General features: G+C 43.5%; 29 protein-coding genes. All 29 read right to left on the bottom strand.

What is annotated here, in order from left to right; translation table 11 throughout:
* Positions 1–68: 68 nt before the first annotated feature.
* The 29 genes from OC23_RS07325 to OC23_RS07185 all read right to left on the bottom strand — a co-directional run bounded on the left by OC23_RS07325 (position 69) and on the right by OC23_RS07185 (position 23079).
* The gene (locus OC23_RS07325; protein ID WP_038343882.1) at positions 69–434 is read right to left on the bottom strand and encodes a lipopolysaccharide assembly protein LapA domain-containing protein; all 366 of its coding nucleotides are present in this window, start codon (positions 432–434) and stop codon (positions 69–71) included.
* A gap of 14 nt (positions 435–448) precedes the next feature.
* Positions 449–751, bottom strand: a complete 303-nt coding sequence (locus OC23_RS07320) for an integration host factor subunit beta (protein ID WP_038343881.1) — start codon at positions 749–751, stop codon at positions 449–451.
* Between the two features lie 156 nt (positions 752–907).
* Positions 908–2590 (bottom strand): 30S ribosomal protein S1, encoded by a 1683-nt coding sequence (rpsA, locus tag OC23_RS07315; protein WP_004639293.1) that lies wholly within the window; start codon positions 2588–2590, stop codon positions 908–910.
* A 115-nt stretch (positions 2591–2705) separates the two neighbouring features.
* Entirely contained in the window at positions 2706–3386 is a 681-nt protein-coding gene (cmk, locus tag OC23_RS07310) for a (d)CMP kinase (RefSeq protein WP_038343880.1), read from the bottom strand.
* 9 nt (positions 3387–3395) lie between these two features.
* Positions 3396–3836, bottom strand: a complete 441-nt coding sequence (locus OC23_RS07305; RefSeq protein WP_038343878.1) for an SRPBCC family protein — start codon at positions 3834–3836, stop codon at positions 3396–3398.
* Between the two features lie 67 nt (positions 3837–3903).
* Positions 3904–4413: a tRNA adenosine(34) deaminase TadA gene (gene tadA, locus OC23_RS07300; RefSeq protein WP_038343876.1), complete on the bottom strand. Its 510-nt coding sequence runs from the start codon at positions 4411–4413 to the stop codon at positions 3904–3906.
* 6 nt (positions 4414–4419) lie between these two features.
* Positions 4420–5544, bottom strand: coding sequence for an enoyl-CoA hydratase/isomerase family protein (locus tag OC23_RS07295; protein ID WP_171194771.1), 1125 nt, complete (start codon positions 5542–5544; stop codon positions 4420–4422).
* Complete coding sequence (gene ung, locus OC23_RS07290; RefSeq protein ID WP_038343873.1) at positions 5541–6254, bottom strand: uracil-DNA glycosylase; 714 nt, start codon at positions 6252–6254, stop codon at positions 5541–5543. The genes OC23_RS07295 and ung overlap by 4 nt, the downstream gene beginning before the upstream one ends.
* Before the next feature lie 45 nt (positions 6255–6299).
* Positions 6300–6896: a 6-pyruvoyl trahydropterin synthase family protein gene (locus OC23_RS07285; protein ID WP_038343872.1), complete on the bottom strand. Its 597-nt coding sequence runs from the start codon at positions 6894–6896 to the stop codon at positions 6300–6302.
* Between the two features lie 107 nt (positions 6897–7003).
* Entirely contained in the window at positions 7004–7963 is a 960-nt protein-coding gene (gene gspK, locus OC23_RS07280) for a type II secretion system minor pseudopilin GspK (RefSeq protein WP_038344388.1), read from the bottom strand.
* Between the two features lie 7 nt (positions 7964–7970).
* On the bottom strand, positions 7971–8585 hold the full coding sequence (gene gspJ / locus OC23_RS07275) for a type II secretion system minor pseudopilin GspJ (RefSeq protein WP_038343871.1): 615 nt from the start codon (positions 8583–8585) through the stop codon (positions 7971–7973).
* The gene (gene gspI, locus OC23_RS19420) at positions 8585–9010 is read right to left on the bottom strand and encodes a type II secretion system minor pseudopilin GspI (protein ID WP_264673649.1); all 426 of its coding nucleotides are present in this window, start codon (positions 9008–9010) and stop codon (positions 8585–8587) included. Before gspI ends, gspJ begins: the two co-directional genes overlap by 1 nt.
* 277 nt (positions 9011–9287) lie before the next feature.
* Positions 9288–9836, bottom strand: coding sequence for a prepilin-type N-terminal cleavage/methylation domain-containing protein (locus tag OC23_RS07265; protein ID WP_038343868.1), 549 nt, complete (start codon positions 9834–9836; stop codon positions 9288–9290).
* Between the two features lie 11 nt (positions 9837–9847).
* Positions 9848–10456 carry a TetR/AcrR family transcriptional regulator gene (locus OC23_RS07260; RefSeq protein ID WP_038343867.1) on the bottom strand — a complete coding sequence of 203 codons (609 nt, stop codon included), beginning with the start codon at positions 10454–10456 and terminating at the stop codon, positions 9848–9850.
* A 39-nt stretch (positions 10457–10495) separates the two neighbouring features.
* Positions 10496–11269, bottom strand: a complete 774-nt coding sequence (locus OC23_RS07255) for a TatD family hydrolase (RefSeq protein WP_038343866.1) — start codon at positions 11267–11269, stop codon at positions 10496–10498.
* A gap of 24 nt (positions 11270–11293) precedes the next feature.
* A complete protein-coding gene (locus tag OC23_RS07250) occupies positions 11294–11638 on the bottom strand; it encodes a PilZ domain-containing protein (RefSeq protein ID WP_038343865.1) in 345 nt (114 codons plus the stop codon).
* A gap of 498 nt (positions 11639–12136) precedes the next feature.
* Positions 12137–12646, bottom strand: coding sequence for a lipoprotein (locus OC23_RS07245; RefSeq protein ID WP_038343864.1), 510 nt, complete (start codon positions 12644–12646; stop codon positions 12137–12139).
* A gap of 168 nt (positions 12647–12814) precedes the next feature.
* Positions 12815–13120 (bottom strand): hypothetical protein, encoded by a 306-nt coding sequence (locus OC23_RS07240; protein ID WP_038343863.1) that lies wholly within the window; start codon positions 13118–13120, stop codon positions 12815–12817.
* Between the two features lie 182 nt (positions 13121–13302).
* A complete protein-coding gene (locus OC23_RS07235) occupies positions 13303–14289 on the bottom strand; it encodes a DNA polymerase III subunit delta' (RefSeq protein WP_413772400.1) in 987 nt (328 codons plus the stop codon).
* Between the two features lies 1 nt (position 14290).
* Positions 14291–15052 (bottom strand): 3-deoxy-manno-octulosonate cytidylyltransferase, encoded by a 762-nt coding sequence (gene kdsB / locus OC23_RS07230; RefSeq protein ID WP_038343861.1) that lies wholly within the window; start codon positions 15050–15052, stop codon positions 14291–14293.
* A 9-nt stretch (positions 15053–15061) separates the two neighbouring features.
* Positions 15062–16069 (bottom strand): tetraacyldisaccharide 4'-kinase, encoded by a 1008-nt coding sequence (lpxK, locus tag OC23_RS07225; protein WP_038343860.1) that lies wholly within the window; start codon positions 16067–16069, stop codon positions 15062–15064.
* 2 nt (positions 16070–16071) lie between these two features.
* Positions 16072–17799 carry a lipid A export permease/ATP-binding protein MsbA gene (gene msbA / locus OC23_RS07220; protein ID WP_038343858.1) on the bottom strand — a complete coding sequence of 576 codons (1728 nt, stop codon included), beginning with the start codon at positions 17797–17799 and terminating at the stop codon, positions 16072–16074.
* Positions 17796–18224, bottom strand: a complete 429-nt coding sequence (locus OC23_RS07215; RefSeq protein ID WP_038343857.1) for an ExbD/TolR family protein — start codon at positions 18222–18224, stop codon at positions 17796–17798. The genes msbA and OC23_RS07215 overlap by 4 nt, the downstream gene beginning before the upstream one ends.
* 14 nt (positions 18225–18238) lie before the next feature.
* On the bottom strand, positions 18239–18868 hold the full coding sequence (locus OC23_RS07210; RefSeq protein ID WP_038343856.1) for a MotA/TolQ/ExbB proton channel family protein: 630 nt from the start codon (positions 18866–18868) through the stop codon (positions 18239–18241).
* A gap of 47 nt (positions 18869–18915) precedes the next feature.
* Positions 18916–19803, bottom strand: coding sequence for a ParB/RepB/Spo0J family partition protein (locus tag OC23_RS07205; protein WP_038343855.1), 888 nt, complete (start codon positions 19801–19803; stop codon positions 18916–18918).
* Positions 19800–20582, bottom strand: coding sequence for a ParA family protein (locus OC23_RS07200; RefSeq protein WP_038343854.1), 783 nt, complete (start codon positions 20580–20582; stop codon positions 19800–19802). The genes OC23_RS07205 and OC23_RS07200 overlap by 4 nt, the downstream gene beginning before the upstream one ends.
* A 17-nt stretch (positions 20583–20599) precedes the next feature.
* On the bottom strand, positions 20600–21235 hold the full coding sequence (gene rsmG, locus OC23_RS07195; RefSeq protein WP_038343853.1) for a 16S rRNA (guanine(527)-N(7))-methyltransferase RsmG: 636 nt from the start codon (positions 21233–21235) through the stop codon (positions 20600–20602).
* A gap of 141 nt (positions 21236–21376) precedes the next feature.
* Positions 21377–22066 (bottom strand): N-acetylmuramate alpha-1-phosphate uridylyltransferase MurU, encoded by a 690-nt coding sequence (murU, locus tag OC23_RS07190; protein ID WP_038343851.1) that lies wholly within the window; start codon positions 22064–22066, stop codon positions 21377–21379.
* On the bottom strand, positions 22066–23079 hold the full coding sequence (locus tag OC23_RS07185) for an aminoglycoside phosphotransferase family protein (protein ID WP_038343850.1): 1014 nt from the start codon (positions 23077–23079) through the stop codon (positions 22066–22068). Before OC23_RS07185 ends, murU begins: the two co-directional genes overlap by 1 nt.
* Positions 23080–23125: the final 46 nt, after the last annotated feature.

Here is a 23125-nt window from a genome sequence, read left to right as displayed (position 1 = left end):
TAATCCAGTAAAGAGCTTTTAAATGCCTTATACAATCAACAAGATTTTATAAGGCTAAGGTATAAAAATTACAACGGTGTACGGGTTTGGCTTTCCGGATTGATATCCAGAACCGTTTTTTCATGTCTTACATTTGCAGCAGCTTCTGCGGCAGCTTGCTGTGCAATCTGAATTTGCTCTTTACGAAGATGGTCAATATCCTTGCGTAATCTCTTGATTTCCCAGCTGGTCTGAAAAACGCGGAAAACCTGTACGCCAAGAAGTAAACCAACAACAACACCCAAAACCAATGTCAATAAAAGTAATAACCCCAAACGCATTGCTGGAACTTGAGTAAATAATAAGTCTACCTGTAGCTCAGCCGGGTTTTGAAGCACCAAAGCAAGTGAATAACCAAAAATGGCAACGAGTAATGCAATTAAAACATAACGCATAAAGACCTCAATACTTATTCAGCAGATTCGTTTACTGCATCACGAAGTGCCTTACCAGGTTTAAAATGTGGAACCGCTTTTGCTGCTACATCAACTGACTTACCTGTTTTAGGGTTACGGCCTAAACGCGGCTCACGATGATGCAAGGCAAAACTACCAAAACCACGAATTTCAATACGATCTCCGCCAGAAAGTGCTTCAATCATTTGGTCGATCATAATCTTAACTGCATCTTCAACTAAAGGTTCAGCCAAGTGTGGGTTTTTAAGCGCAATCCGTTCAATTAAATCAGATTTATTAAGTGCTTCAGTAGTCATTGATGACCTCTTTAATTATCGCTACTTCCAATGTTTTTAATAATAACCTGTTTAAATACAAAACGGTAGCGCAGTACATGTTTACTACGCTACCGTTTACAGTATTTTTGTATAAAAAAGTACGTCTCTGTTACAAGAAACGTACTTTTTAACAAATTACTTCATTTGAGCTTTAATTAAGTCACCAATAGTCTTAGGACCATTGCTTTCTGCAGCTTGAGTTGCAGCAGCTTGGCGAGCATTGTTCACAGCTTCTTTCTCTTCAGCTTCGTCTTTCGCTTTGATAGACAAGTTGATAGAGCGAGATTTGCGATCAACGTTGATGATCTTCGCTTCAACTTCTTGACCAACTTCTAAGAATTTAGTTGCATCTTCAACGCGGTCACGGTTGATTTCAGAAGCTTTAAGCGTAGCTTCGATGTCATCAGCCAATTTAACTGTAGCACCTTTAGCATCAACAGCAGTTACAGTACCTTTAACCAAAGCACCACGCTCATTCGCAGCCAAGAAGTCATTGAATGGATCGCTGTTTAACTGTTTGATACCAAGGCTGATACGGTTACCTTCAGCGTCTACAGACAAGATAACTGCTTCAACTGTATCGCCTTTCTTGTAACGACGAATCGCTTCTTCGCCTTGTTCGTTCCAAGAAATGTCAGACAAGTGAACTAAACCGTCGATACCACCGTTTAAGCCGATGAAGATACCGAAGTCAGTGATTGACTTGATTGTACCAGAAACTTTTTCGCCTTTTTCATGTGCTTTAGCAAACTCTTCCCATGGGTTAGCACGAGTTTGTTTGATACCCAATGAAATACGACGACGTTCTTCGTCAACTTCAAGAACCATAACATCAACTTCGTCACCAATCTGAACAACTTTAGATGGGTGGATGTTTTTGTTCGTGTGGTCCATTTCTGAAACGTGTACTAAGCCTTCAACGCCTTCAGCGATTTCAGCGAAGCAACCGTAGTCAGTTAAGTTAGTTACACGTGCTTTAACGATAGAACCTTTAGGGTAACGGCTCATGATCGCTAACCATGGATCTTCGCCTAATTGCTTAAGGCCTAAAGATACGCGGTTACGCTCGCGGTCAAACTTAAGTACTTTAACTGTAACTTCCTGACCAACTTCAACAACTTCTGAAGGATGTTTGATACGCTTCCAAGCCATATCTGTGATATGTAGAAGACCGTCAATACCACCAAGATCAACGAACGCGCCGTAATCAGTAAGGTTCTTGATCGTACCTGTAACTGTTTGACCTTCTTCAAGTTGAGCAAGTAATGCTTCACGGTCAGCTGAAGATTCAGCTTCCATAACTGCACGACGAGATACAACAACGTTGTTACGTTTAGCATCAAGTTTGATTACTTTGAACTCTAACTCTTTACCTTCAAGGTGAGTTGTGTCACGGATAGGACGAGTGTCAACTAAAGAACCCGGTAAGAATGCACGTACAGGACCGATGTCAACAGTGAAACCGCCTTTAACCTTACCAGAGATAACACCAGTAACGATTTCGCCGTCTTCAAAGATTTTCTCAAGTTTAGTCCAGGTTTCAGCACGTTTCGCTTTTTCACGTGATAAAACGGTTTGACCCATACCGTTGTCAAGCGCTTCAACAACTACGTCAACAGTATCGCCAACTTGAACTTCAAGTTCACGTTGTTCATTTAAAAATTCAGCACGGTCAACAACGCCTTCAGATTTAAGGCCAGTGTCAACAGTAACCCAGTCAGAATCGATACTAACAACAGTACCTTGGATGACTGCACCCTTTTCAACGTTGAGGTTTAATTCACTTTCTTCAAAGAGGGCTGCAAAAGATTCGGTCATGATATACCTGATAAAGTCAGCGGTCTTGGATCAGACAAGGCCGGTTTAGTTAAGTTGTTACATTGTCCAAAAAATCTGATCAAGCAATGCTTCAACTGAAAAGTTAATTGGGTATCTATGCAATACGGCTATCGATGTAATCGACCATTAACTGAAATACGTCATTGATACCTATTGTAGAACTATCAATGATATACGCATCATCAGCCGGCTTGAGTGGCGCAACCGCCCGCTCCATGTCTCTTTTATCTCTAGCCTGTATGTTAGATAAAATGTCGCTTATTTTAGCATCTAGCCCCATGCCCTGCAACTGTTTTACACGGCGCTCTGCACGGGACTCTGCTGATGCGGTCAAATAAATCTTGGCCTGGGCTTCAGGAAAAATCGATGTCGCCATATCACGCCCATCGGCAACCAGACCCGGTGCCTGTATAAATGCACGCTGGCGCTCAAACAACGCTTTTCTCAATGCCGGTACAGTGGCAACTTTAGACGCATATTCACCCACCTGTTCGGTACGGATGGTGCTTGTTACATCCACACCTTCAAGAAAAACCTGCGTCGTTGTTTCTGTCGATTTAAACTCGATGTCCAGATGTACCGCACAGTCGACACACTGTTCTAGCTGGCTCTCCAGCTGATCCAGCAATCCGCGTTGAAACAGGGACAGTCCAAGTAAACGATATAACGCACCGGAATCTAATAAATTAAAACCATAATGTGCGGCAATTTTTGCTGCCAATGTTCCTTTACCTGAACCACTTGGACCATCAATCGTAATTATATGAACTGTCATTCCCATCTCTTATGAAGCAACTGATTTGGCTAGTTTTGAAAAACCTAGTGTAATCGCTGCTTTGAGTTGTGCAAGGATTAATTTACTTACAAAAGGAGCTTTTGCCGTAAATTCAATCTTATAAGTGACCAAAGTCACAAAAGGTGTGATCTCTTTAAAATCAATTTGTCCCAAATGATGCTTTACCAACGGGTTATTGATCAGCTTGTATTCAATCCGCTTGTTTTCTTCCAGCAAGGTAATTTCTTCCTGAAGCGGCTTGATCGGCCCAAAGCCCATACGGCGCACTGACCCGATGCCATCTGGACGTTGTGGATCTGCCGAATCTTTTACACGTACCACCTGTAACGGCGCAAATGCCTTGTTATAAGTCGCATGTTTTGACAACAGGTCAAATACTTCAGAGATTGGTGCATTGAATTCTTTTTTTATCGTGATTGCATTACGCATAACTTTGCCTTTTGATTTTTACCCAAACACATTGGAGGCTTAGTGTGCCACAACTCATGAGACATTTTTAATCATTTAGGGACGTTTTTGACGAACGGATTTTCTTCTTTTCATTTCTTCTTTGTTTGAAAAAATCACTCAGCTGCATAGAACATTGCGCTTGCAGACATCCTTGCTCAAAAACAAATTTATGATTGTAATAACCACTTTCCAGCAGTTGACGAGCACTGACCAGAGACCCTGCTTTGGGCTCGGTTGTCGCAAAAACGACCCGCTTTACCCGTGCATGCACTAAAGCTCCCACGCACATTGTGCACGGTTCAAGCGTGACATACAGTGTTGTATCGTCAGGTAACCGATAGTTATTCAGTGCCTGACAAGCCTCACGTAAGGCCTGTATTTCTGCATGTGCAGTAGGGTCTGAAAGTTTGATCGGTGCATTATAGCCTGCACCAATAACCTGATTTTCACTCACCAGAACAGCCCCTACAGGAATTTCACCCTGCGAAGCTGCTAATGCAGCCTGCTCATAGGCAAGCTGCATCCAGTATTCATCATTATGATTTGTGCCCGTCATAACTGCTTAAGCAATCACGCCATAGTGCTTCAACAACGCATTCCAGCTTTCAATCGTCGTGACAGGTGCACAGTCACCCAGAATGCCTTTGAGGGTTAACTGCTCGGTTGCCTTCCATTCTGGAGATAAATCTTTATCGACCAGACGGGCACGCACACCTTCTACAAAGTCAGGATGTCCGATTTTCCATTCAGAGATTTGTGCTTCCAAGGCAAATACCTCATCCCAGGCATGACCCTGTTTACCCCATTGCCATAATAGCCAGGTAATCGCAGCTGTGCTTGGTGAACCTTTTTGCAGGTTTTCACTGGCTTGACGTAACCAGTCACTACTTGCATCGCTTAACCCGATGATCGATTGATAATCATATTCGAAACTTTGACCACGACATACGCTATGGATGACATCAATCGAGTTTTGCAACGGACCAGCAGCAACCGGACGATGTAAACTGTTTAAGGTGTCGTCAATGGCACGGAATGCACCCGCCGGGTAATGGCTCCAGTCGACATTTAAAACCTTTTGCAGAACATTATCACGTTGTGCTTCACAAATATGCGTCGCCCAGCCGACACTGAATGCGCCCGCTGCTGTCATGATTGAACCGGTTAATCCTGTAAACAGACCAATCTGCCCACGGTCAGCCAAGAAACGGCTTGCACCAACATCCGGATATAAACCGATATTGATTTCAGGCATTGCCAGACGTGAATACGGTGTTACCAAACGGAATGGCGCTGCCATGAACAGACCAAGTCCACCGCCCATCACATAACCTTCACCCCAAACAACAATCGGCTTGGCATAATTATGTAAAAGCAGATCAAGTGCGTATTCTTGCTGGAAGAATAAATTTGCGGCGTCGACTTCTTTATTAATAACCAGTTGGCGTAATTTACGGACATCTCCACCGGCACAGAATGCTTTAGGTGTCGTTGAATCAAACCAGATTGCCTTTACACTTTCATCTTCATGAAAATGCTCAAAAACCTTGAGTAAAGCACTTACGATCGGCTCATCTAAAGCATGTAATGATTTTGGGCGGTTAAGGCGAATAATTCGCCAGCCATTTTTTGCGTGCTCAATAACTAAATCAGGATGATAGCTATTTAAATCGGGAGAAGTCATTATGCGTCCAATTGCCAGTCTATAGGCTCAATGCCATGTTGTTTCAAATATTGATTGGTTTTAGAAAATACTTTACAGCCAAAGAAACCACCCCGGTTTGCAGCCAGCGGTGAAGGATGAGCTGCACTGAGTACAAGATGCTTATGACGATCGATACGCTGTCCTTTACGTTGTGCATAAGCCCCCCATAAAATGAACACGATATGTTCACGCTGCTCATTCAATACATCTATCACTGCATCGGTAAACTCTTCCCATCCCTGTTTTTGATGTGAAGTCGGCTGTCCTGCCGCCACCGTCAGTACACTGTTAAGCAACAATACACCTTGCGCTGCCCATTTGCTCAAGTCACCATGACGAGAAACCGGCACACCCAGATCAGTATGTAATTCGTGAAAAATATTACGCAAAGACGGAGGTAATGCAACCCCTCTTTGTACAGAAAAACTCAGACCATTCGCCTGATTAGGGCCATGATAAGGATCTTGCCCCAGAATCACCACCTTAACAGCATTTAATGGCGTGGTATTCAAAGCATTGAAAATCTGCTTGCTCGGTGGATAGATTGTTTTTTCTGCAAGCTTTTCTTGTTGTAAAAACTCGCGTAAATTATCCATTTTAGGACTTAGAAGAAACTCTGATAATGAGACTTTCCAAGATTCATCCAACTGAACTTTATTAAGTTTGTCCTGCTGCTGTTCAGTAAATTGCATCAACATTCCTTGAAATAGATTCACTTGATTTAAGTGAAAAAGCACTTAAATATTGACTTGTAATTCTACATTAGGATTCTGGAATTTCACGCCCTTTTTCAAATTTTCATACATTTGGGCATCACTCCACTCCGCCTGTACCTGTTCTGAAAAGACAATATCTTCCAGACTTAACCTGCCCATTTGCTCATTTTCAATATCTTCCTGAAAACTTTGCGCATAGCCGGTATCTGTTTCATGAACGATAACAGAATAAACCTCAACATCACCTTCGCCGTTTTGAGTCACGGTTGAGTTCAATACTTGCTGGGCAAGGTAAAAAAAGAGACGCGAAAACTGCTCTGCCGATGGCGAAACCGGTAATGAAATCCAGCGTGCACTAAATGTTTTACATGCATCAATATAGGCAGGATCATCTTTTTGCCAGAAACAGATGGCATGATCGAAGCTGTCATACAGCTCCTTGATGACACCTTTTAATAACCCGAAATCATAGACCATTTGTCCATGATCAAGCTTTGACGCTTTTAATAATAATTCAACTTTATAACTATGCCCATGAATCGAACGCTTACAACGGTCCGATGTACAGTTACGTACAATATGAGCATTTTCAAACTTAAACAATTTACGAATTAACATGCACCAAGCTAATCTTTATCTGCAAACGGATTTTATTATAAAGCAAAAAAACCTGCATTGGGATTGATTTTAAACCTTGTCACCATTTAAGAAACCAATTTTAAAACTTACTGGAATGAAGCAAGACTTCTTGAATAAACAGTAACCTGTTTATCCTTACGTACGAAAGAAGAAACAAACTGGCGTTTCCGTTCGCTTAATCCGACTTCAATCTGGGCTGTAAAATAGTTCGATCTAACATCGACTAAAGCGGCAGCATCTGTTTTGTTCTGACCATCAATTCCCGAAAATGCATTTAACTGCCACAGTTCTTCAGCATTATTGAAATAGCTCAGGTTGACCTGTTTCTTTTTTAGTTCCTGCTCTACTGCCTTGACATCAAGTTTTGGATCAATACTCGCCAGAAGCAAAGCAGGCGCAGTATTGATATTGATCTTGGTCTGCTCTGGCAAGGCTGTAACATAAGGTCTGATCAAATCATAATTTTTACCCTCAAAACCTCTTACCAGCTTCAACTCCTCTACACTATGAAATTTGGTATTTGGTGTGAGATATGCAGGATCCAGCCCTTGATAATAATTACTTTCAGCTCCCATTGCGCCTGTCGTTTCATCATCAACATCTTGCCAGTCAATCACCGCCTGGCTCAGCTCTGCCGGTAAACCTACACGCTGCAACAGTTTTTCAAACCAGCGTCGCGCAGACTCATCAACCTGAGTTCCATCCGGTTTGACCAGATTGTTCAGATTAAACTTTCCGGACTCATCAAGCAGGCGCCCAGAAACATATCCATCTTCTACAGGAAATGCAGGCATCGGTTTGGCCCAGTTTTCCTGCAAGTGATCAATGTTATTGGCACTTTCACTATCCTGAATCAGTAACTCGGAGAAAAATGCTTCTGCACTTTTTGCATACAGCAAAGACTGGTTCTGACGCATCAAATAGCCTGTATTCTCGGTTGTATTGGTTTGCCGCTTGGCAATCGTTGCCGCCAGAACCGTGGCCAGTGCCACCATAACCAGAATAGTTAAAAGCGCAATACCTTGCTGTGATGAATGTCTTTTCATGTTATGACTAACTGCCTGCATCCGGTTTATTGTTTAGCAAACTATAAATCCACTCATAGTCCGTACCGGCAACCGTCAATTGTATTTTTATCCCAAGCGGTAATTTTTTCAGTTCAGCAATATTACCCGGATCACTATTTTCAGGCCATTGGCTCAGTTCTTGCGGGTTCATGACCATCACCTTAAACTGGTCGACATTTTCCAGCAAAGTGCTTGAAACGGGCTGTACACGATTGGGAATATTTAAATTTGAATACTTCAGGCGGTAAACTTTCTTTTGCACAGCATCATAGCGATATTCAATACGCTCATACGGTGATAATCCCTGTTTTAAAGGGTCTGAGACACCTGCCTTGCTGAACGTCAGTCCCCGGTCATTCAATACCATGGCAGCCTGCAACTGTCGCCCATCATTGGCAGTAAGCGGAATAATCTGCAAACTGTCACGAAGCACCTGCTGATAAGCATCCTGCAAGGCAAATAAATGCTCTTCATGTTGCGCATTTCGATCTTTTACTTTTAATAAATGATCAAAAACCTTCCAGCCGAGCATGGAAAGTACCGCAAAAATGGCAATGGCAACCAGCAGCTCGACTAAAGTAAATGCGCGTCTATATTTCATTATGTTCTGGCTTTGGCAGGATAGTTGAAAAATACAAGTTGAGTAACGCCCGCCTCTACCTTAGCTTGCTCTTTATTGAATAGACTGACCTGTAATTCGATACGTTGTATTTTAGGACTGATTGTCGATTGTGCTTTTTTATCTATTTGCCATGTTTCTCCCTGTGAAGTCACCTGTTTGGATTGTGTGCCATCGAGCCATTCCTGATTTATTTCCATCATGGCCACTTCATTCATTGCCACAAATTGAGCCTTGGTTCTTAAAATGGCATTTGAGGTCGATTGTGTATATTGCATGGCCACTTTGGTTAACGCAATTGCTGCAACCGCAAAGATCGCCAGTGCCGCCATTACCTCCAGCAAGGTAAATCCTGAAGCAGGTCTCTGCCGAGCAACGCTCGGCCCTGCTGCAAGACCGAAAGCTATGCTTGAGGTGTGAGATTTCTGTTCTGTTAAAAGATGAGAACCTGGGCTTCGAGTTACAGGATGAATGAAACAACGTTTCACACGAGCGCAAGACGGAGAGCTATGCTCGATGTGGGCACGATTAAATCGAGCAACGCTCGGCCCTGCTGCAAGACCGAAAGCTATGCTTGAGGTATGAGATTTCTGTTCTGTTGAAAGATAAGAAGCTGTGCTTGAGATGCGAGTCTTTTGTTCTTTCACAAGACAACAGGCATTTTCTGTAAGACCTGTTAAAGCATTAATTTTCATTGACCTTACCCAAGTGATCTAGCTCTAACTCATGCCCGATCGGCTGCTGCTCATAATAAAACTGGATGCGAACCGGTTTTGCTTCACCATTCCCAAACCAGATAAGTTGTGGTGCCTTGCCGCCAAGCAGGTCTTCATTTTTAGCTTTGCCATAGCTTGTGGTATCCAGACTTTGAATACTGAAAGACACATTCTTTGGCAACTGGCGGGTCTTAAATTCCTTATATGGTTGCCAAGTCCGGTCTGCCTGCTGTATCAGCTCAAGACTCTGATCATGATATTCATACAGGTTATAACTAAAAGGCGCGATATCGGTTGCGTTCTGGGTATTCAAGGCAAAAACCTTAGCCTGGTCTGTCGCTTCTTTATTAATTTTTTTCAGATCGAGAATAAACATCTCTCGGGCTTGCATGGCTCGCCGCTGGTCGACACCACCAATATTCAAGACCACAAGAGATGCCATAACCGCCATAATAACAATCACCACCATGACCTCGATCAAGGTAAAGGCTTTTTGCGAATACTTGGGCGATCTCATTAATATTTCAACTAAGCAACAGTGGGTTCAAGCAATTTGGGTAAGGCCAAGGCCTGCTCGATATAAGCCACCCGCAAGGTATCTCTGGACCCCAGATAACGTTGATAAAAACTTGAGTTCAAGATAACTGCTGCACCATAAGTCAATGACCAGATTGAAGCCAGATAGTCACGCGTGGTCATCGTACTGTTAATATCCAGCAAATAACTTTCAGTCATCCGGATAATGATACGCAGACGTTGCCTGCGCACCTTGTACAGCTCACTGAACAATAACTGAATACCCTGTCCCGTAGTCGAAAGACGCTCTTCAATCTGGTGAAACAGCGCTGTGCGTTCAGGATGATGTAAATGATGCAACATAAAGAAAGCCAGATGTTCCGGAAATGTTTTTTCGGTATCCTGAATCATTTCAAGCAACATGCGCTCATTACGGATAATCAGCAGCATATACAGCTCATCTTTGCTTTGAAAATGCTTATATAAAGTCCCTTTGGCGAGATCCAGCTCGGCAGCCAGAGCATCGAGGGTCATGCCAGCTTCGCCATTTTCGAGTAGGAGTTGCTCCGCGATCTGAAAAATTAATACTTCTCGTGCCCTGAACTGAGCTTGACGATCCATTTTCACGTAATAACTCTCTTTCCTAATACCACAAACCGTTTATTTCAAATTTAAGAGATTTTCAAAATTTTGCGTTGTAATCATGCCAATCTCTTCAACCGATTTATCATATACATCACTCAGTGCTTTTGCTACAAAAGGAACATATTTCGGTTCATTGCTTTTACCCCGATACGGGACAGGAGCCAGATAAGGACTATCCGTTTCAATAAGAAGCCGGTCCAGCGGAACTTGTTTGGCTACATCGCGCAAGTCCTGTGCATTTTTAAAAGAGACGATCCCAGAAAAGGAAATGTAATACCCACAATCCAGGACTGCTTTTGCCGTTTCCCAGTCTTCGGTAAAGCAATGCAAAATGCCATGTGTCGACTGCTCTGCACGGATAATATCTACCGTATCATGCTTGGCTGCGCGCGTATGTACTACCACAGGTTTTTTCACGATTTTAGATGCTTCAATGTGCCGGGCAAAACAACGCTTCTGTTCTGCAACAAAATCTGTACTGTGATAATAATCCAGCCCTGTCTCACCCAGTGCCCAGACTTTTTCTGACCGGGCAAGACGGACAAGATATTCTGTTGTTGCACGCGCCATCACCTGCTCATCTTCACAGGGATGAACCCCAACAGAATAGCCAACATCCTGATGTCGGGAGGCAATTTCAGCCAGTTTTACGTGATCTTCAAGATCAACCGAAATCCCCATGAATTTTGAGACACCGGCAAGCCGTGCTTGCTCAAGTGCCTGATCCAGATCTCCCTGATAAGGCGTCAGATCTAACATGGTTAAATGGCAATGCGTATCAACAAACACTCTTCTTTCCTATTTACGTCATAACTACATGGTATAGCTTGGCCGGTCCAGACCTTTAGAACCAGCCAGCAATTTTTCAGCTTCGTTTTTATAATACACGCCTTTTTCACCCGCGAGCTGGATTGCAAACCCTTGTGGCTTAAAATGTGTCTGTTTGTGTGAAATCCAGATCACTTTTCCGGTTAATGGAATTTTCTGGGACTGTTCGGGCAAGGTGGCCAGTACAAAAACTTCTTGTCCCATTTTTACGGCCTGTTTGGTCGGTACAAATAAACCGCCGCCCTGTACAAAAGGCATATAACTTGCCTGTAAAGTCGCTTTGTCCGGAATATTAACCTGTATAATTCCACCCATCATTTGTGGTTGCATCGTTTTTCCCCTGTTGAACGCTCAATCTTTAAAATATAAACCATCTAGTTTCGCTTTCCCCGTAACTCCTGGCCACAGCCGGTGCTGAGCGGTTGTATACGCATCACTATTTTTTAATAACATCCATCTTTTGTCTGAATTATAGAAAACAATCCAGTAAACAACAAATCATGTCGAGATAAGTGAGGTTAGGCAAGTACTCAAAAGCAGTTGTATGACTTTCTTGTCTGGAATGATATATATCATTGTTTTACAAAAGATGACAATGCAAAAGACCAGTATCACGGCTTTAGGCAATAAAAAGATCAGTCCGTTCAGGTTGAAGAGATCCCACAGGGTTAGATCAGCCAGTGCAACAACACTACAGACAACTTTTAAGGCTGGATAAAATATGGGCTGATGATGCTTATAGGAACAGTTCTATACTATTAACTTTAAATACCTGAATTTCATTTTTATAGACATGGCAAGCAAGCCCTGCCATGTTCATACCACAACTTATTTCGCTATTTTTATAATTTCCGCCTTGTCAAATGAAAACCAGCACTCATTTTGCGCTGACCATTTCGATTCGGTCGTTCCCAATACCCCTGTCACCGTAACACGATCTCCTACTTTTAAGTGACTGATCTTATCCATATTCACTTTTAATTCATCACGTGTTAATGCTTGGCCCTTACAGCTAGAATTGGTAGGGTCCTTAAAAATAATCGCAATCTGATTTTGGGATATCACCTCTCCCGTTTTGGTGATCCGGGTAATAATTCCGGGTACTTCCAGACGTTGTGTATCCCACTTACGTTTTGCTGTAATTTCATTTTGTTGCCAGTCTCTCCATATTTCAGACAAGGTCGCCTTCTTGGCAGGCCCTAAACCGCGAAAGTCTCCACTTAATATATCCCCAGTTTTATTCAAGATCCCGTCCGTTGTTGACATCGCGCTATCCAAAGCCTGACAGCCGCTTAACCATATCAAACTCATACCCACACAAAATGTTTTTATTTGCATATCCATCATTCCTAAAGTACGTATGTCACTGCATACGGCTAAAAAATAGCACAATCAACTCAAAATGTGAATTTTTCACATTTAAAATATCCCCTAAACTGCGACATGCTATTCCATAAAAAAAACCGCCCTGATGGGCGGTTTTAACTTTCACGATGATGAATGAGTTTACTTTTCAGTACATTTGTAATCAAAATCCAGCTTGCTAATGACTTGATCTGTGTTTCTGCGAATCACTGAAATATTACTTGCCCCGGCTTCAATATAAAGTGTGCCACTAAACTGATTGGCTCCTGATCCTCTCACATGGTTGAAAGAATAGCTATATACACATTCGTAGGCTTGAGAACCTGCATTGGAAGCATTAATCACAAAAGATGACCCATTAATATTTGACACGAACTTCGGTTCAGCGAAGGTAATGCCAGGCAAAGTTAAAAGTGCCAACAGAATCATGATCGATTTTATTTTCATCTCTATATTCCTTGTTTTTTAATATTATTGTGAAGTTATTCACATTTTATATTCTTTTTTAATCAAGGTTTAAAGAGCTTGGTACACTTTAATTACAATTTTTACATAAAAAAAACAAAATAAGAGAATGCCATATAATTCAGGCATTCTCTTGCTGAAACATTTATTTGGTCAGGGATATCTCAAGATACATTCATGAGCTGAATAAAGAGCTCATCCATAGCCAGCTGAGTCTGAACATTTTGCTCGAGCATTCGTTTTTTTTGCTGTAAATCAGAATAAATCGCAAACAGGCTTTCCAGACTATAACACTCCGCAAGCGGACTAAAATCTAGGTCCGTGTTACGCAGCGACTGGTTTAACTTCAGGCTGACCAGGTCACCAAGAAGATATTCAAACATGGTTATAAATTCTGAAGAACTCAGCTCTTTAGCCCATTTATTGGCATAATTTAGCGGCATGTTCTTTTCTACAACCAGCTTTAACCAGTCAGACAGAAAAACAGCGCGCTTCTGCAGCCATTCACTTCTTTCAATTTCCACTGCAGTCAAGGGCATATCATTTGCCAGATTTAGCAGCAAAGAAACCTGTGTCGATGAAATTTCCGGAATTTGCTGTTTTACAAAGGCCTGTGCATCCTCAGGATGTAAACGGTCCAGAGCAAAGTGCTGTAAACGACTACGAATGGTGGCCGGCAACTTCAAATAATGATCTGCCAGTAAAATCAGGACCACACGTTCACCGGGTTCTTCCAGAGTTTTCAGCAATGCATTTGCCGAAGCTGTGTTTAATGCTTCCGCCGGTTCAATGACAACAACCCGCCATCCTTCTCCGGTTTGCTGCACAAAAGGAAGCAGGTCACGTATTTTTTCAATCCTGATTTTTGCATTTTGCTTTTTATTTTCTTCGTCTGTAGTGATGTGTACATAATTCGGATGTGTATCCGATTTAAGCCACTGACAACTGCTGCATTCACCACAAGCACCTTGGGCCTGCTTGTTCAAGCACAAGACCCAGGCGACAAAACGTTCAGCAAATGCTTTCTTGGCACACCCTTTTTTGCCATAAAACAGTAAGCCATGTCCGATATCCGGAAACCGTGTGCTGAGCAGCTCCCAGGTCTGGGCATGCCAGGGATAGAGTGTTGTTGCTTGTATCTCGACCATCATCTTATTCGAATGCACTCACAGGCATGGCATTCAGGCGATCCAGATCAGCTTGCGTATCGACACCAGGAGGCAAGTTCGCTTCTGCCACATCTATGGCAATACGATGGCCATTTTCCAGTACACGCAACTGTTCAAGACTTTCCAGCTTTTCCAGCTGTCCTTGCTCCCAGGTCACATACTCTTGCAACAACGCCACACGATAGGCATATAGCCCCAAATGCCGGAACGCCTGCTGATGAAGCTTCTGCTCCACCTGCTTGGCACCATCACGATCATACGGAATCGTTGCACGACTGAAATAAAGTGCTTCATTACGCTTATTCATAACCACTTTTACAATGCTGTCACGCTGGAACTCTTCCATTTGATGAATCGGTTCACATAATGTCGACATGGAGCATTGCGGATGATCAACCAAAAGCTGGGTCACTTGCTGAACCAGTTGAGCGGGCAATAAAGGTTCATCCCCTTGTACATTGACAATAATATCGTCCGCTGCCCAGCCTTTAATACGGGCAACCTCACTTAAGCGGTCTGTACCTGATGGATGCTCAGGATCAGTTAACACTACATCGACACCTTCTGCACGGCAGATCTCTGCAATACGCGGATCATCTGTTGCGACACACAGATCATCAAAACCGGACACTTTTTTTGCCTGATCTACCACCCGCAAGATCATCGGACGACCATGAATAAGAAGTAAGGGTTTTCCCGGTAACCGAGAGCTCGAAAAGCGAGCAGGAATAACGATGTGCTTCATGATAGTTCTCTAAGAAAATTGAATTCCAACCTGCTGTAACTGCTGGCGTAACAGTACATAACAATCAGGAGATAAAACCGCTTCAACCGGTACTACCCAGATCGGGATATTAAACTCAGGATGTTGCTTTAATAATGCCTTAAATTTTACCGCATCTTTTTCAGTTGTAATGATTGCATCTGAATTATCGAAACTTAGGTCACTGATTTCATAATCATGATGATCGGGAAATTCATGTGCCTGATAGCGATTTACTTTCAGCTTGTTCAGAGTCTGGTAGAAACGTTGCGGAAAACCGATCCCGACCACCGCATTAAAGTACTGACCTGGCTCAAACCACAGCTTATCTGTATCATTATTCAGCAGATAAGGCTGCCCCACCTCCAAATGCATATTGCGTTCCGATTCGGCTACTTTGGTATGCTCAATGACAGTACTACCGTTTAGACGTGACTTTGGTTCTCTTAAATAACCTTCCGGCAATAGTTTTTCATTGCCTAAACCACGATTCCGATCCAGTACAATCCATTCGATGTCACGTGCCAAAGCCCAGTGTTGCAGGCCGTCATCACTAATGATCAGGTCGAGTGACTCTTTTTCCAGTAACAGCTCAATCGCAGCTTGACGATTGGGGCCTACAGCCATAGGCACTTGGGTCGACTGCACAATCAGACAGGGCTCATCACCAGCAATACCCGGATCAATACCTTGCTGAACCAGAAGCGGAAATGGTCCCTGAGCGCCATAACCACGGCTAATCACACCAACCCGGACACCTTGCTGCTGCAAATATTTGACCAGCTGAATCAGCAAAGGGGTCTTGCCACTACCTCCCACCGTGATATTTCCAATCACCATGACAGGAACCGGAGCCTGATATACCTTCTTGATGCCACTTTTATAAAGCGCCTGATTGGTACAAAACCCCAGCCGGTACAGCCATGACAAGGGACGCAACACCACCAGCCATGAAGCTTGTTCATTCCAAGCATCCTGAATCCGTTGCGCCATTGACATAATTAGTGTTCCTCAAAATTACGCTGATGCAATTGATAATACATACCCTGCTTGGCTAACAGCTCCGCATGTGTACCCTGCTCAATAATCTGTCCTTTATCCATCACCACAATCAGGTCGGCATTTTCAACTGTCGATAAACGGTGTGCAATCACGATAGTCGTACGGCCTTGCATTGCTTCATCAAAAGCTTGTTGAATGAAGTATTCTGACTCATTATCCAGCGCACTGGTGGCCTCATCCAGAATCAGGATTGGCGAGTCTTTCAGAATCGCACGGGCAATCGCAAGACGTTGACGTTGCCCACCTGAAAGGTTTAAGCCTTGTGCACCAAGAATGGTGTCATAACCTTGTGGCAAATTCATGATAAAATCATGGGCATAAGCCGCCTTGGCTGCCGCAATTACCTGCTCATCACTTGCATCTTGTAATTGACCATAAGCAATATTGTCACGCACTGAACGGTTGAATAACACTACCTGCTGGTTCACCATCGAGATCTGTGAACGCAAACATAAAAGCTCAATGTCCTGAATTGCAATGTCATCAAAATAAATCTGGCCACTACTGAGTTCTTGAAAACGCGGTAGCATATTGACCAAAGAGGTTTTACCAGCACCCGAACGGCCTACCAGTGCAACGGTTTGACCGGCTTGAATATCTAGAGAAAAATCTGTAATGGCATGGGTTCCATCTGCATATTGCAAATTGGCTCGATCAAAACGGATATTGCCCTGCAAGGTCGGCTTAAGCTGCCCCTGGTTCACTTCTTCAGGAAGGTCGAGCAATTCAAATACTGAATGGGCTGCTGCCAAACCACGTTGTAACTTTTCATTAATGTCGGTCAGGTTTTTAACAGGCTTGGATATCAAACCTGCAGCCGTAATATAAGAGACGAATTCACCAGCCGATGTGTCGCCAAACACCTGTGGTCGTAAAGCTAACCAGAGAATAACTGCCATTGCACAAGATAGAATTAATTGCACAATCGGGCTATTAATATTCTGAACCACGACCATTTTCAAGCCACGACGCAAGTTTTCTTCAGAAGACTTATAAAAACGTTGCTGCTCGAAGGCCTCGCCAGTAAAGCTTTTAACGACCGAGTTACCATTAATGGTTTCTTGTACAACATGGTTTACATCGCCCATGGTATTTTGTACCTGAATGGATAGCTTACGCATGCGCTTGGCAGCAACACGAACCAGAATCCCGATCACAGGCATAAAGACAATGATACAGATGGTTAAACGCCAGTTGGTATAGAACAGATAACTGAGCAATCCAATGACAATTAATCCATCCTTTACCAAAGTCTGTAAAGAATCAGAAGATGCCGCTGTTAATTGCTGTACGTTATACATCAGCTTGGCACTAATATGTCCCGAAGTATTATCAAGATAGTATTGAGCCGGAAGACGAAGCAGTTTGGCATAGACTTCCTGACGGATACTAAACACCAACCGTCTTGAAATCACAGCGGTAAAGTATCCGCCAAGGAACAGGCCAACACCACGGAAGAACATCAATAACACAATCAGGGCCGGGAACCAGTCCAGATTGGTTCGGCTACCATGTTGAATTGCATCAATAATAAACTTAAGCAATTTGGCAACAGATACCTCTGTGGCAGCGTTGATCCCAAAACCGACCAATACCAATAAGGCTACGCCCCAATAAGATTTTAGATAGGCTAAAAGGCGTAAATAAACCTTAAAATCTTGACTCACTCAGTAAAACCTCTAGTTGGAACTTTAGTGCTGATGTTGACATTCACAAAACCAAGCTGGCCTGCCACATCCATGACGCGAATGACATCCTGATGCGATGCCTTTGCATCTGCTGCAATGATAAACATCAGGTCACGACGGTCTTGTGCAACCTGCTTGATGGCAGTACTTAAATCGGCAATCTGTTTGCTTGATAATGCCTGACCATTGACAGAATAATGCCCTGTGGAGTCTACCATGATTTCAATTTTATGATCGAACTGTTTAGGTGGAACTCCCTGCGCATCTGGCAAGGTCAGATTGATACGGCTTTGCTGGCTAAATGTCGTAGATAACAAGAGAAACACCAGGATGAATAACAGACAGTCAATCATGGGTGTTAAGTTAATATGAATATCTTCAACTTGAGAGCGCTTGAACTTCATAATGCCACCCCGGCTTAGCTTGCACGACGGTGTTCTTGTAAAGAAGCTGCTTTTTTATAAAAAAGCGCAGCATGAAACAAGGTTGATTGCTGCTCTAGTTCTGCTACATATTCATGCACGACCCGCTGAAAATAACGGTAAGCAACCATTGCAGGAATTGCGATTAGCATGCCGACTGCAGTTGTGATCAAAGCTTTTGAAATTCCGGGCATCATCATGCTGGCATTCCCGGCAGAACCGACATCAATCACCAGAAATGACTCAATAATCCCCAGCACCGTACCAAGCAGTCCCAATAAAGGCGCTATGGCACTCAATGTACCAAGAAAGTTTATATTTTGCTCTAGGGCGCTGATTTCTTGCGACGCCGTTGCTTCCATTTGTGCACGGGCAAACTGCTCACCCTGATGCTGATGATCATAACCTGCTTTTAGAATCCGGCCCAATGGACTGTTAGCTGTCTCTTCTTGCGCGAGCTGTGCAATCACGGTGTCTGCATCAGTAGCACTGACCCGTAAAGCCTGAGGTAAAACTTGTGATCGCTTTAAACGGATATATCGTTCTATCGTAATCGCAACCGTTAAAATTGATGACAGAATAAGAGGCAGCATTAACCAGCCACCTGCTTTCACAAGTTCCCACATATTATTCCCCAATAATATTTAAAATATAAAAGGACGCATCCTAAATATTAGTTAGGTAAACAAATATTGAGGATACCATCCAGCTCATCCAATGAGTGGTAATGAATAACCATTTTCCCCTTTCCTTTCTGGTTATGGTCTATTTTCACATTTGCACCAAAACGTTCGGAAAGTCTTTGAGTCAACTGTTCGATGTCAGGAGAAATCTGTGCCTTTTCCTTCTCAGGTTTTGGTTCACTCCACTCACGTACTAACTGCTCAGTTTGACGTACTGATAATCCTTTTTCAATCACGATTTTAGCGACAGAAATCTGATCTTTGCTTTTCAAAGCCAGAATGGCACGTGCATGCCCCATATCAATCTGACCCTGCTGCATCAATTCCTTGATCGGTTCGGCCAGGCTCAGAAGACGCAGCAAATTACTTACTGTCGTGCGGGCCTTGCCTACTGTATCGGCAATTTCCTGATGGCTTAGGCCAAACTCATCATGAAAACGCTGTAAAGCCATGGCCTGATCAATCGGGTTCAGGTCCTGACGCTGAATATTTTCAATCAGGGCCAAGGCAATCGCTACCTGATCATTCAGGTCACGTACAATTGCAGGAACCTCGGTCAAGCCTGCCAGACGTGCTGCACGCCAACGACGTTCACCGGCAATAATTTCGTATGGATGCTGCTCGTCATCTACAGGACGAATTACAATCGGTTGCATGACACCATGTTTTTCAATCGATGCTGCAAGCTCTTGTAAATCCTGTTCCTGAATAAAACGACGCGGCTGATACTCGCCACGCTTCAACAAATTGACATCAATCTGCTTGAGTTGACCATGATCCAGGGCCTGTGCTTCCAGTTGCAATTTTTCTTTCTGAATTGAACCTAATAGCGCATCTAAACCACGACCTTTAGCCAATCCGCGTTTTTTGATGCTCATACAGCACTTCCTTTTTTCACTTTACTTTTCTTCAACAACTCTGCAGCCAGATTCAGATATGAAACTGCACCTTTAGAACTTTTTTCAAAATAGATCACCGGTAAACCATGCGCAGGCGCTTCTGCCAGACGCACATTTCGGGGAATCACCGTCTCATAGAGTTTTTTGCCAAAATATTGTTCCAGCTCTGCAGATACATCACGTGTCAATGCATTACGCGCATCATACATGGTCCGCAACACCCCGATAATTTCCAGGCCTGGGTTCAGGGCTTTCTGGATACGGTCAATTGTCTGCGTTAGATCGGCCAGACCTTCCAGTGCATAATATTCACATTGCATTGGAATGATCACGCCGTTTACGGCAGCCAGTGCATTGACAGTAATGAGACTTAAGCTGGGCGCACAGTCTACAATAATATAATCAAAAGCAGCATCGACCTCTTGCAAGGCATTTTTCAGAATGAACTCACGTCCTTCCTGTTCTGCAATGGCAAGCTCTACCCCGGCAAGTTCACGGTTCGCACCTAAAACCTTATAACCGACTTCCGCCTTTTGAATCGCTGTCTCAATCGGGACTTCCCCCAGCAAGACATCGGTGACCGAGTACAGCAAATCATTTTTCTGAATACCAGACCCCATGGTGGCATTGCCTTGTGAGTCCATATCTACCAGCAAGACACGTTTTTTCAAGATCGCCAAAGAAGCAGCAAGATTGACTGCTGTCGTGGTTTTCCCTACACCACCTTTTTGGTTTGCAATCGCAATAATTTGAGCCATGACTACCCTTAATATTTTTATTGAATACGTTGAAGTAAAAGCAAATGACGCTGTTCATCCAGTCTCGGAACACGAAGCTCAATGATCTGGCATGAATACTCATCTTTCATCTGCTCGATTTCATCTTCTGGAACCAGACCTTTCATCGCAGCAATAATACTTTGCTCATGCATATATGGTTGAGCTGCATCCACGAAGTCCGTCAAAGAGGCAAATGCCCGGCTTGTAATGACATCGAAATGACCAAGCTCATCAATACTCTCTTCATTTTCAACACGTGTCTGAACTGCAATTACATTTTTCAGTTTCAAATCAGCAATAAACTGCTTCAGGAAGCGGATCTTCTTTCCATTTGAGTCCAGCAGTACACAAGAACGCTCCGGCTGACACAATGCAATGATCATGCCTGGCATTCCGCCGCCAGTCCCCACATCCAGTAAACGGCCTTCTGGCAAATCATTCAAGATACTTAAGCTATCCAGTAAATGTTTAACCAGCATTTCTTTGGGATCACGAATCGCCGTTAAGTTATATGCCTTGTTCCACAGCACCAGAGCATCTTGATATTTCAATAAGAGTGTTAGGGCGTCCTCACTCAGGTTAAGACCCAGCGCTTGACTACCTTGCTTTAATTCTTGAAAAAAAGGATGCATAACAGTGCAACATCTCGATAAATTTGCTGTGCAGTATACCGATTTCTGATACAAGGCACAGTAGGACTTGTTGAACGATTATGCAGTTAAACATTTACAAGCATGATAAACTGCACAATCCATTAAGTTTTTTGTGTTTTCTTAAGCAAATGCACCCTGCCTGATTTGCAGATCAAGCTGTTCCAAACGCTCCGGGGTTCCGACATCAACCCAGACCGCCTGCATCTTTTCTGCTGAAACCTGTTGCTGTTGCATGGCCTGCTTTAATAACGGTGCCAAAGGTCGCTTGCCATGTTCTAGCCCAGCGAACATATGTGGCGCTAAAACCGCAATACCGCTATAAGTTAAAGCTTCACCTGATTGCCCCTGCTCGAAAGTATAAGCCAAATCATTTACCAGGATGAAGTCTCCTTTCACATGTTGAGGCGGGTTTTCGACCAAGACCAGATGTGCCAGCTTATCTTCCAGCTGAACATCGAGCAGCGAGGCAAAGTCCATCGTTGTCCAAACATCACCATTAACCAGAATGAAAGGCTCCGCACCCAGTAGCGGCAAGGCATTTATAATGCCGCCTGCTGTTTCCAGACCCTCACCTTCGTGTGACCACAAGATCTTCACACCCAACCGGGAACCATCTCCCAAGGCCGCAACCAGTTTATCGCCTAGCCATGCAGTATTGATCACGATTTCAGTGACCCCTATTTTTTGCAACTTTTCAATATGCCAGACAATCAGGGGCTTTCCGCCCACCTCAAGCAACGGCTTTGGCGTATGCAAAGTCAGGGGGCGCATGCGGTTTCCCAGCCCTGCAGCAAGAATCATCGCTTTCATTATGCTGCCACCTCGTAATCGCCGTATTTGGCAACAAACTTAGGCATGACCACATCACGCATGAACTGCATAAAATCATTCAGCTCTTCATAACCTTGGCTTTCTTCAAGCAAGTACCACATGACCCGAGGCAGATCTTTCAAATAGCCAGATTTTCCATCACGCTCAAACAGACGGACAAAAATGCCTAAAATCTTGATATGGCGCTGAATGGCCATCAGATCGGCATCACGCTTGAATTGCTCAAAGCTACGGTTTTGCTTTGCAGAAGCCGGTAATAAGTTATAGAACACTTCAAACCACTGATACACACGTTCAGCATTCCACTGCACATAGGCATCACGGGTAATCGAGATCAGATCGTAGGTATCCGCACCGATGACGGCATCCTGAAAATCGATTACCCCTAACTCTGGTTCATCCCCGATTTTCATCAGATTCCGGCTATGGAAGTCACGGTGTACAATCACCTGGGGTTGTTGAGTGGCTTCAACAGCAAGAAAGTCAAATGCCTGCTCAATGGTTTCCAGTTGCTGTTCTGTCGGCTGAATTTGCAGTGAAGGTAGCATCCACTCGGTCAGCAGGCGCATTTCAGACATGAGCTTTTCATAGGAATATTCAGGCAAATGATCCTGTCCCTGAATCTGTTGAAGTTCAATCAGCTGTTTAAAACTTTGTGCATAGTATTGATCGACTGTTTCATCATTCAGCAATGTAGACAGCACCACATCCCCAAAATCTTCCAGCAACAATAACCCCAAAGTCAGATCTTTTGCCACGATATGGGGAACCCGTACGCCGTGGCGATCAAAAAACTCGTCAATAAGGACAAATGGCGCACAATCTTCTTTTTCAGGGGGCGCATCCATGAGCATATATGTTTTGTTTTGTAACTTGATTCGCGCATAACGCCGGAAGCTCGCATCTCCTGCTAAAAAGTTGATCTCGAATTGATCAGATTGGAGAGTGGCTTGAAGCCAAGTTTGTATCAATTGTTCACGTTGTGTATTCATTTGCAATAAAATCTAAAACTAGCTGAGATTTTGAAAGCTTAAGTGT

It is taken from the genome of Acinetobacter sp. A47 (assembly GCF_000805455.1).
GTDB lineage: Bacteria > Pseudomonadota > Gammaproteobacteria > Pseudomonadales > Moraxellaceae > Acinetobacter.
The sequence above is the reverse complement of the archived record's forward strand: the minus strand, read 5'-3'. Positions and strand labels throughout refer to the sequence as shown.

Bases quoted from the DNA above. Each gene is read 5' to 3' on its own strand.
- OC23_RS07215 (WP_038343857.1), bottom strand. From the start codon at position 18,224: ATGAAGTTCAAGCGCTCTCAAGTTGAAGATATTCATATTAACTTAACA.
- OC23_RS07235 (WP_413772400.1), bottom strand. From the start codon at position 14,289: ATGATGGTCGAGATACAAGCAACAACACTCTATCCCTGGCATGCCCAG.
- tadA (WP_038343876.1), bottom strand. From the start codon at position 4,413: ATGACGGGCACAAATCATAATGATGAATACTGGATGCAGCTTGCCTAT.
- kdsB (WP_038343861.1), bottom strand. From the start codon at position 15,052: ATGAAGCACATCGTTATTCCTGCTCGCTTTTCGAGCTCTCGGTTACCG.
- lpxK (WP_038343860.1), bottom strand. From the start codon at position 16,069: ATGTCAATGGCGCAACGGATTCAGGATGCTTGGAATGAACAAGCTTCA.
- gspJ (WP_038343871.1), bottom strand. From the start codon at position 8,585: ATGAAATATAGACGCGCATTTACTTTAGTCGAGCTGCTGGTTGCCATT.
- gspK (WP_038344388.1), bottom strand. From the start codon at position 7,963: ATGAAAAGACATTCATCACAGCAAGGTATTGCGCTTTTAACTATTCTG.
- OC23_RS07325 (WP_038343882.1), bottom strand. From the start codon at position 434: ATGCGTTATGTTTTAATTGCATTACTCGTTGCCATTTTTGGTTATTCA.
- cmk (WP_038343880.1), bottom strand. From the start codon at position 3,386: ATGACAGTTCATATAATTACGATTGATGGTCCAAGTGGTTCAGGTAAA.
- ung (WP_038343873.1), bottom strand. From the start codon at position 6,254: ATGCAATTTACTGAACAGCAGCAGGACAAACTTAATAAAGTTCAGTTG.
- rpsA (WP_004639293.1), bottom strand. From the start codon at position 2,590: ATGACCGAATCTTTTGCAGCCCTCTTTGAAGAAAGTGAATTAAACCTC.
- OC23_RS07285 (WP_038343872.1), bottom strand. From the start codon at position 6,896: ATGTTAATTCGTAAATTGTTTAAGTTTGAAAATGCTCATATTGTACGT.
- OC23_RS07185 (WP_038343850.1), bottom strand. From the start codon at position 23,079: ATGAATACACAACGTGAACAATTGATACAAACTTGGCTTCAAGCCACT.
- murU (WP_038343851.1), bottom strand. From the start codon at position 22,066: ATGAAAGCGATGATTCTTGCTGCAGGGCTGGGAAACCGCATGCGCCCC.
- OC23_RS07250 (WP_038343865.1), bottom strand. From the start codon at position 11,638: ATGCAACCACAAATGATGGGTGGAATTATACAGGTTAATATTCCGGAC.
- OC23_RS07305 (WP_038343878.1), bottom strand. From the start codon at position 3,836: ATGCGTAATGCAATCACGATAAAAAAAGAATTCAATGCACCAATCTCT.
- OC23_RS07245 (WP_038343864.1), bottom strand. From the start codon at position 12,646: ATGCAAATAAAAACATTTTGTGTGGGTATGAGTTTGATATGGTTAAGC.
- OC23_RS07260 (WP_038343867.1), bottom strand. From the start codon at position 10,456: ATGGATCGTCAAGCTCAGTTCAGGGCACGAGAAGTATTAATTTTTCAG.
- OC23_RS07205 (WP_038343855.1), bottom strand. From the start codon at position 19,803: ATGAGCATCAAAAAACGCGGATTGGCTAAAGGTCGTGGTTTAGATGCG.
- OC23_RS07240 (WP_038343863.1), bottom strand. From the start codon at position 13,120: ATGAAAATAAAATCGATCATGATTCTGTTGGCACTTTTAACTTTGCCT.
- OC23_RS07320 (WP_038343881.1), bottom strand. From the start codon at position 751: ATGACTACTGAAGCACTTAATAAATCTGATTTAATTGAACGGATTGCG.
- OC23_RS07265 (WP_038343868.1), bottom strand. From the start codon at position 9,836: ATGAGATCGCCCAAGTATTCGCAAAAAGCCTTTACCTTGATCGAGGTC.
- rsmG (WP_038343853.1), bottom strand. From the start codon at position 21,235: ATGCATCCTTTTTTTCAAGAATTAAAGCAAGGTAGTCAAGCGCTGGGT.
- OC23_RS07210 (WP_038343856.1), bottom strand. From the start codon at position 18,868: ATGTGGGAACTTGTGAAAGCAGGTGGCTGGTTAATGCTGCCTCTTATT.
- OC23_RS07200 (WP_038343854.1), bottom strand. From the start codon at position 20,582: ATGGCTCAAATTATTGCGATTGCAAACCAAAAAGGTGGTGTAGGGAAA.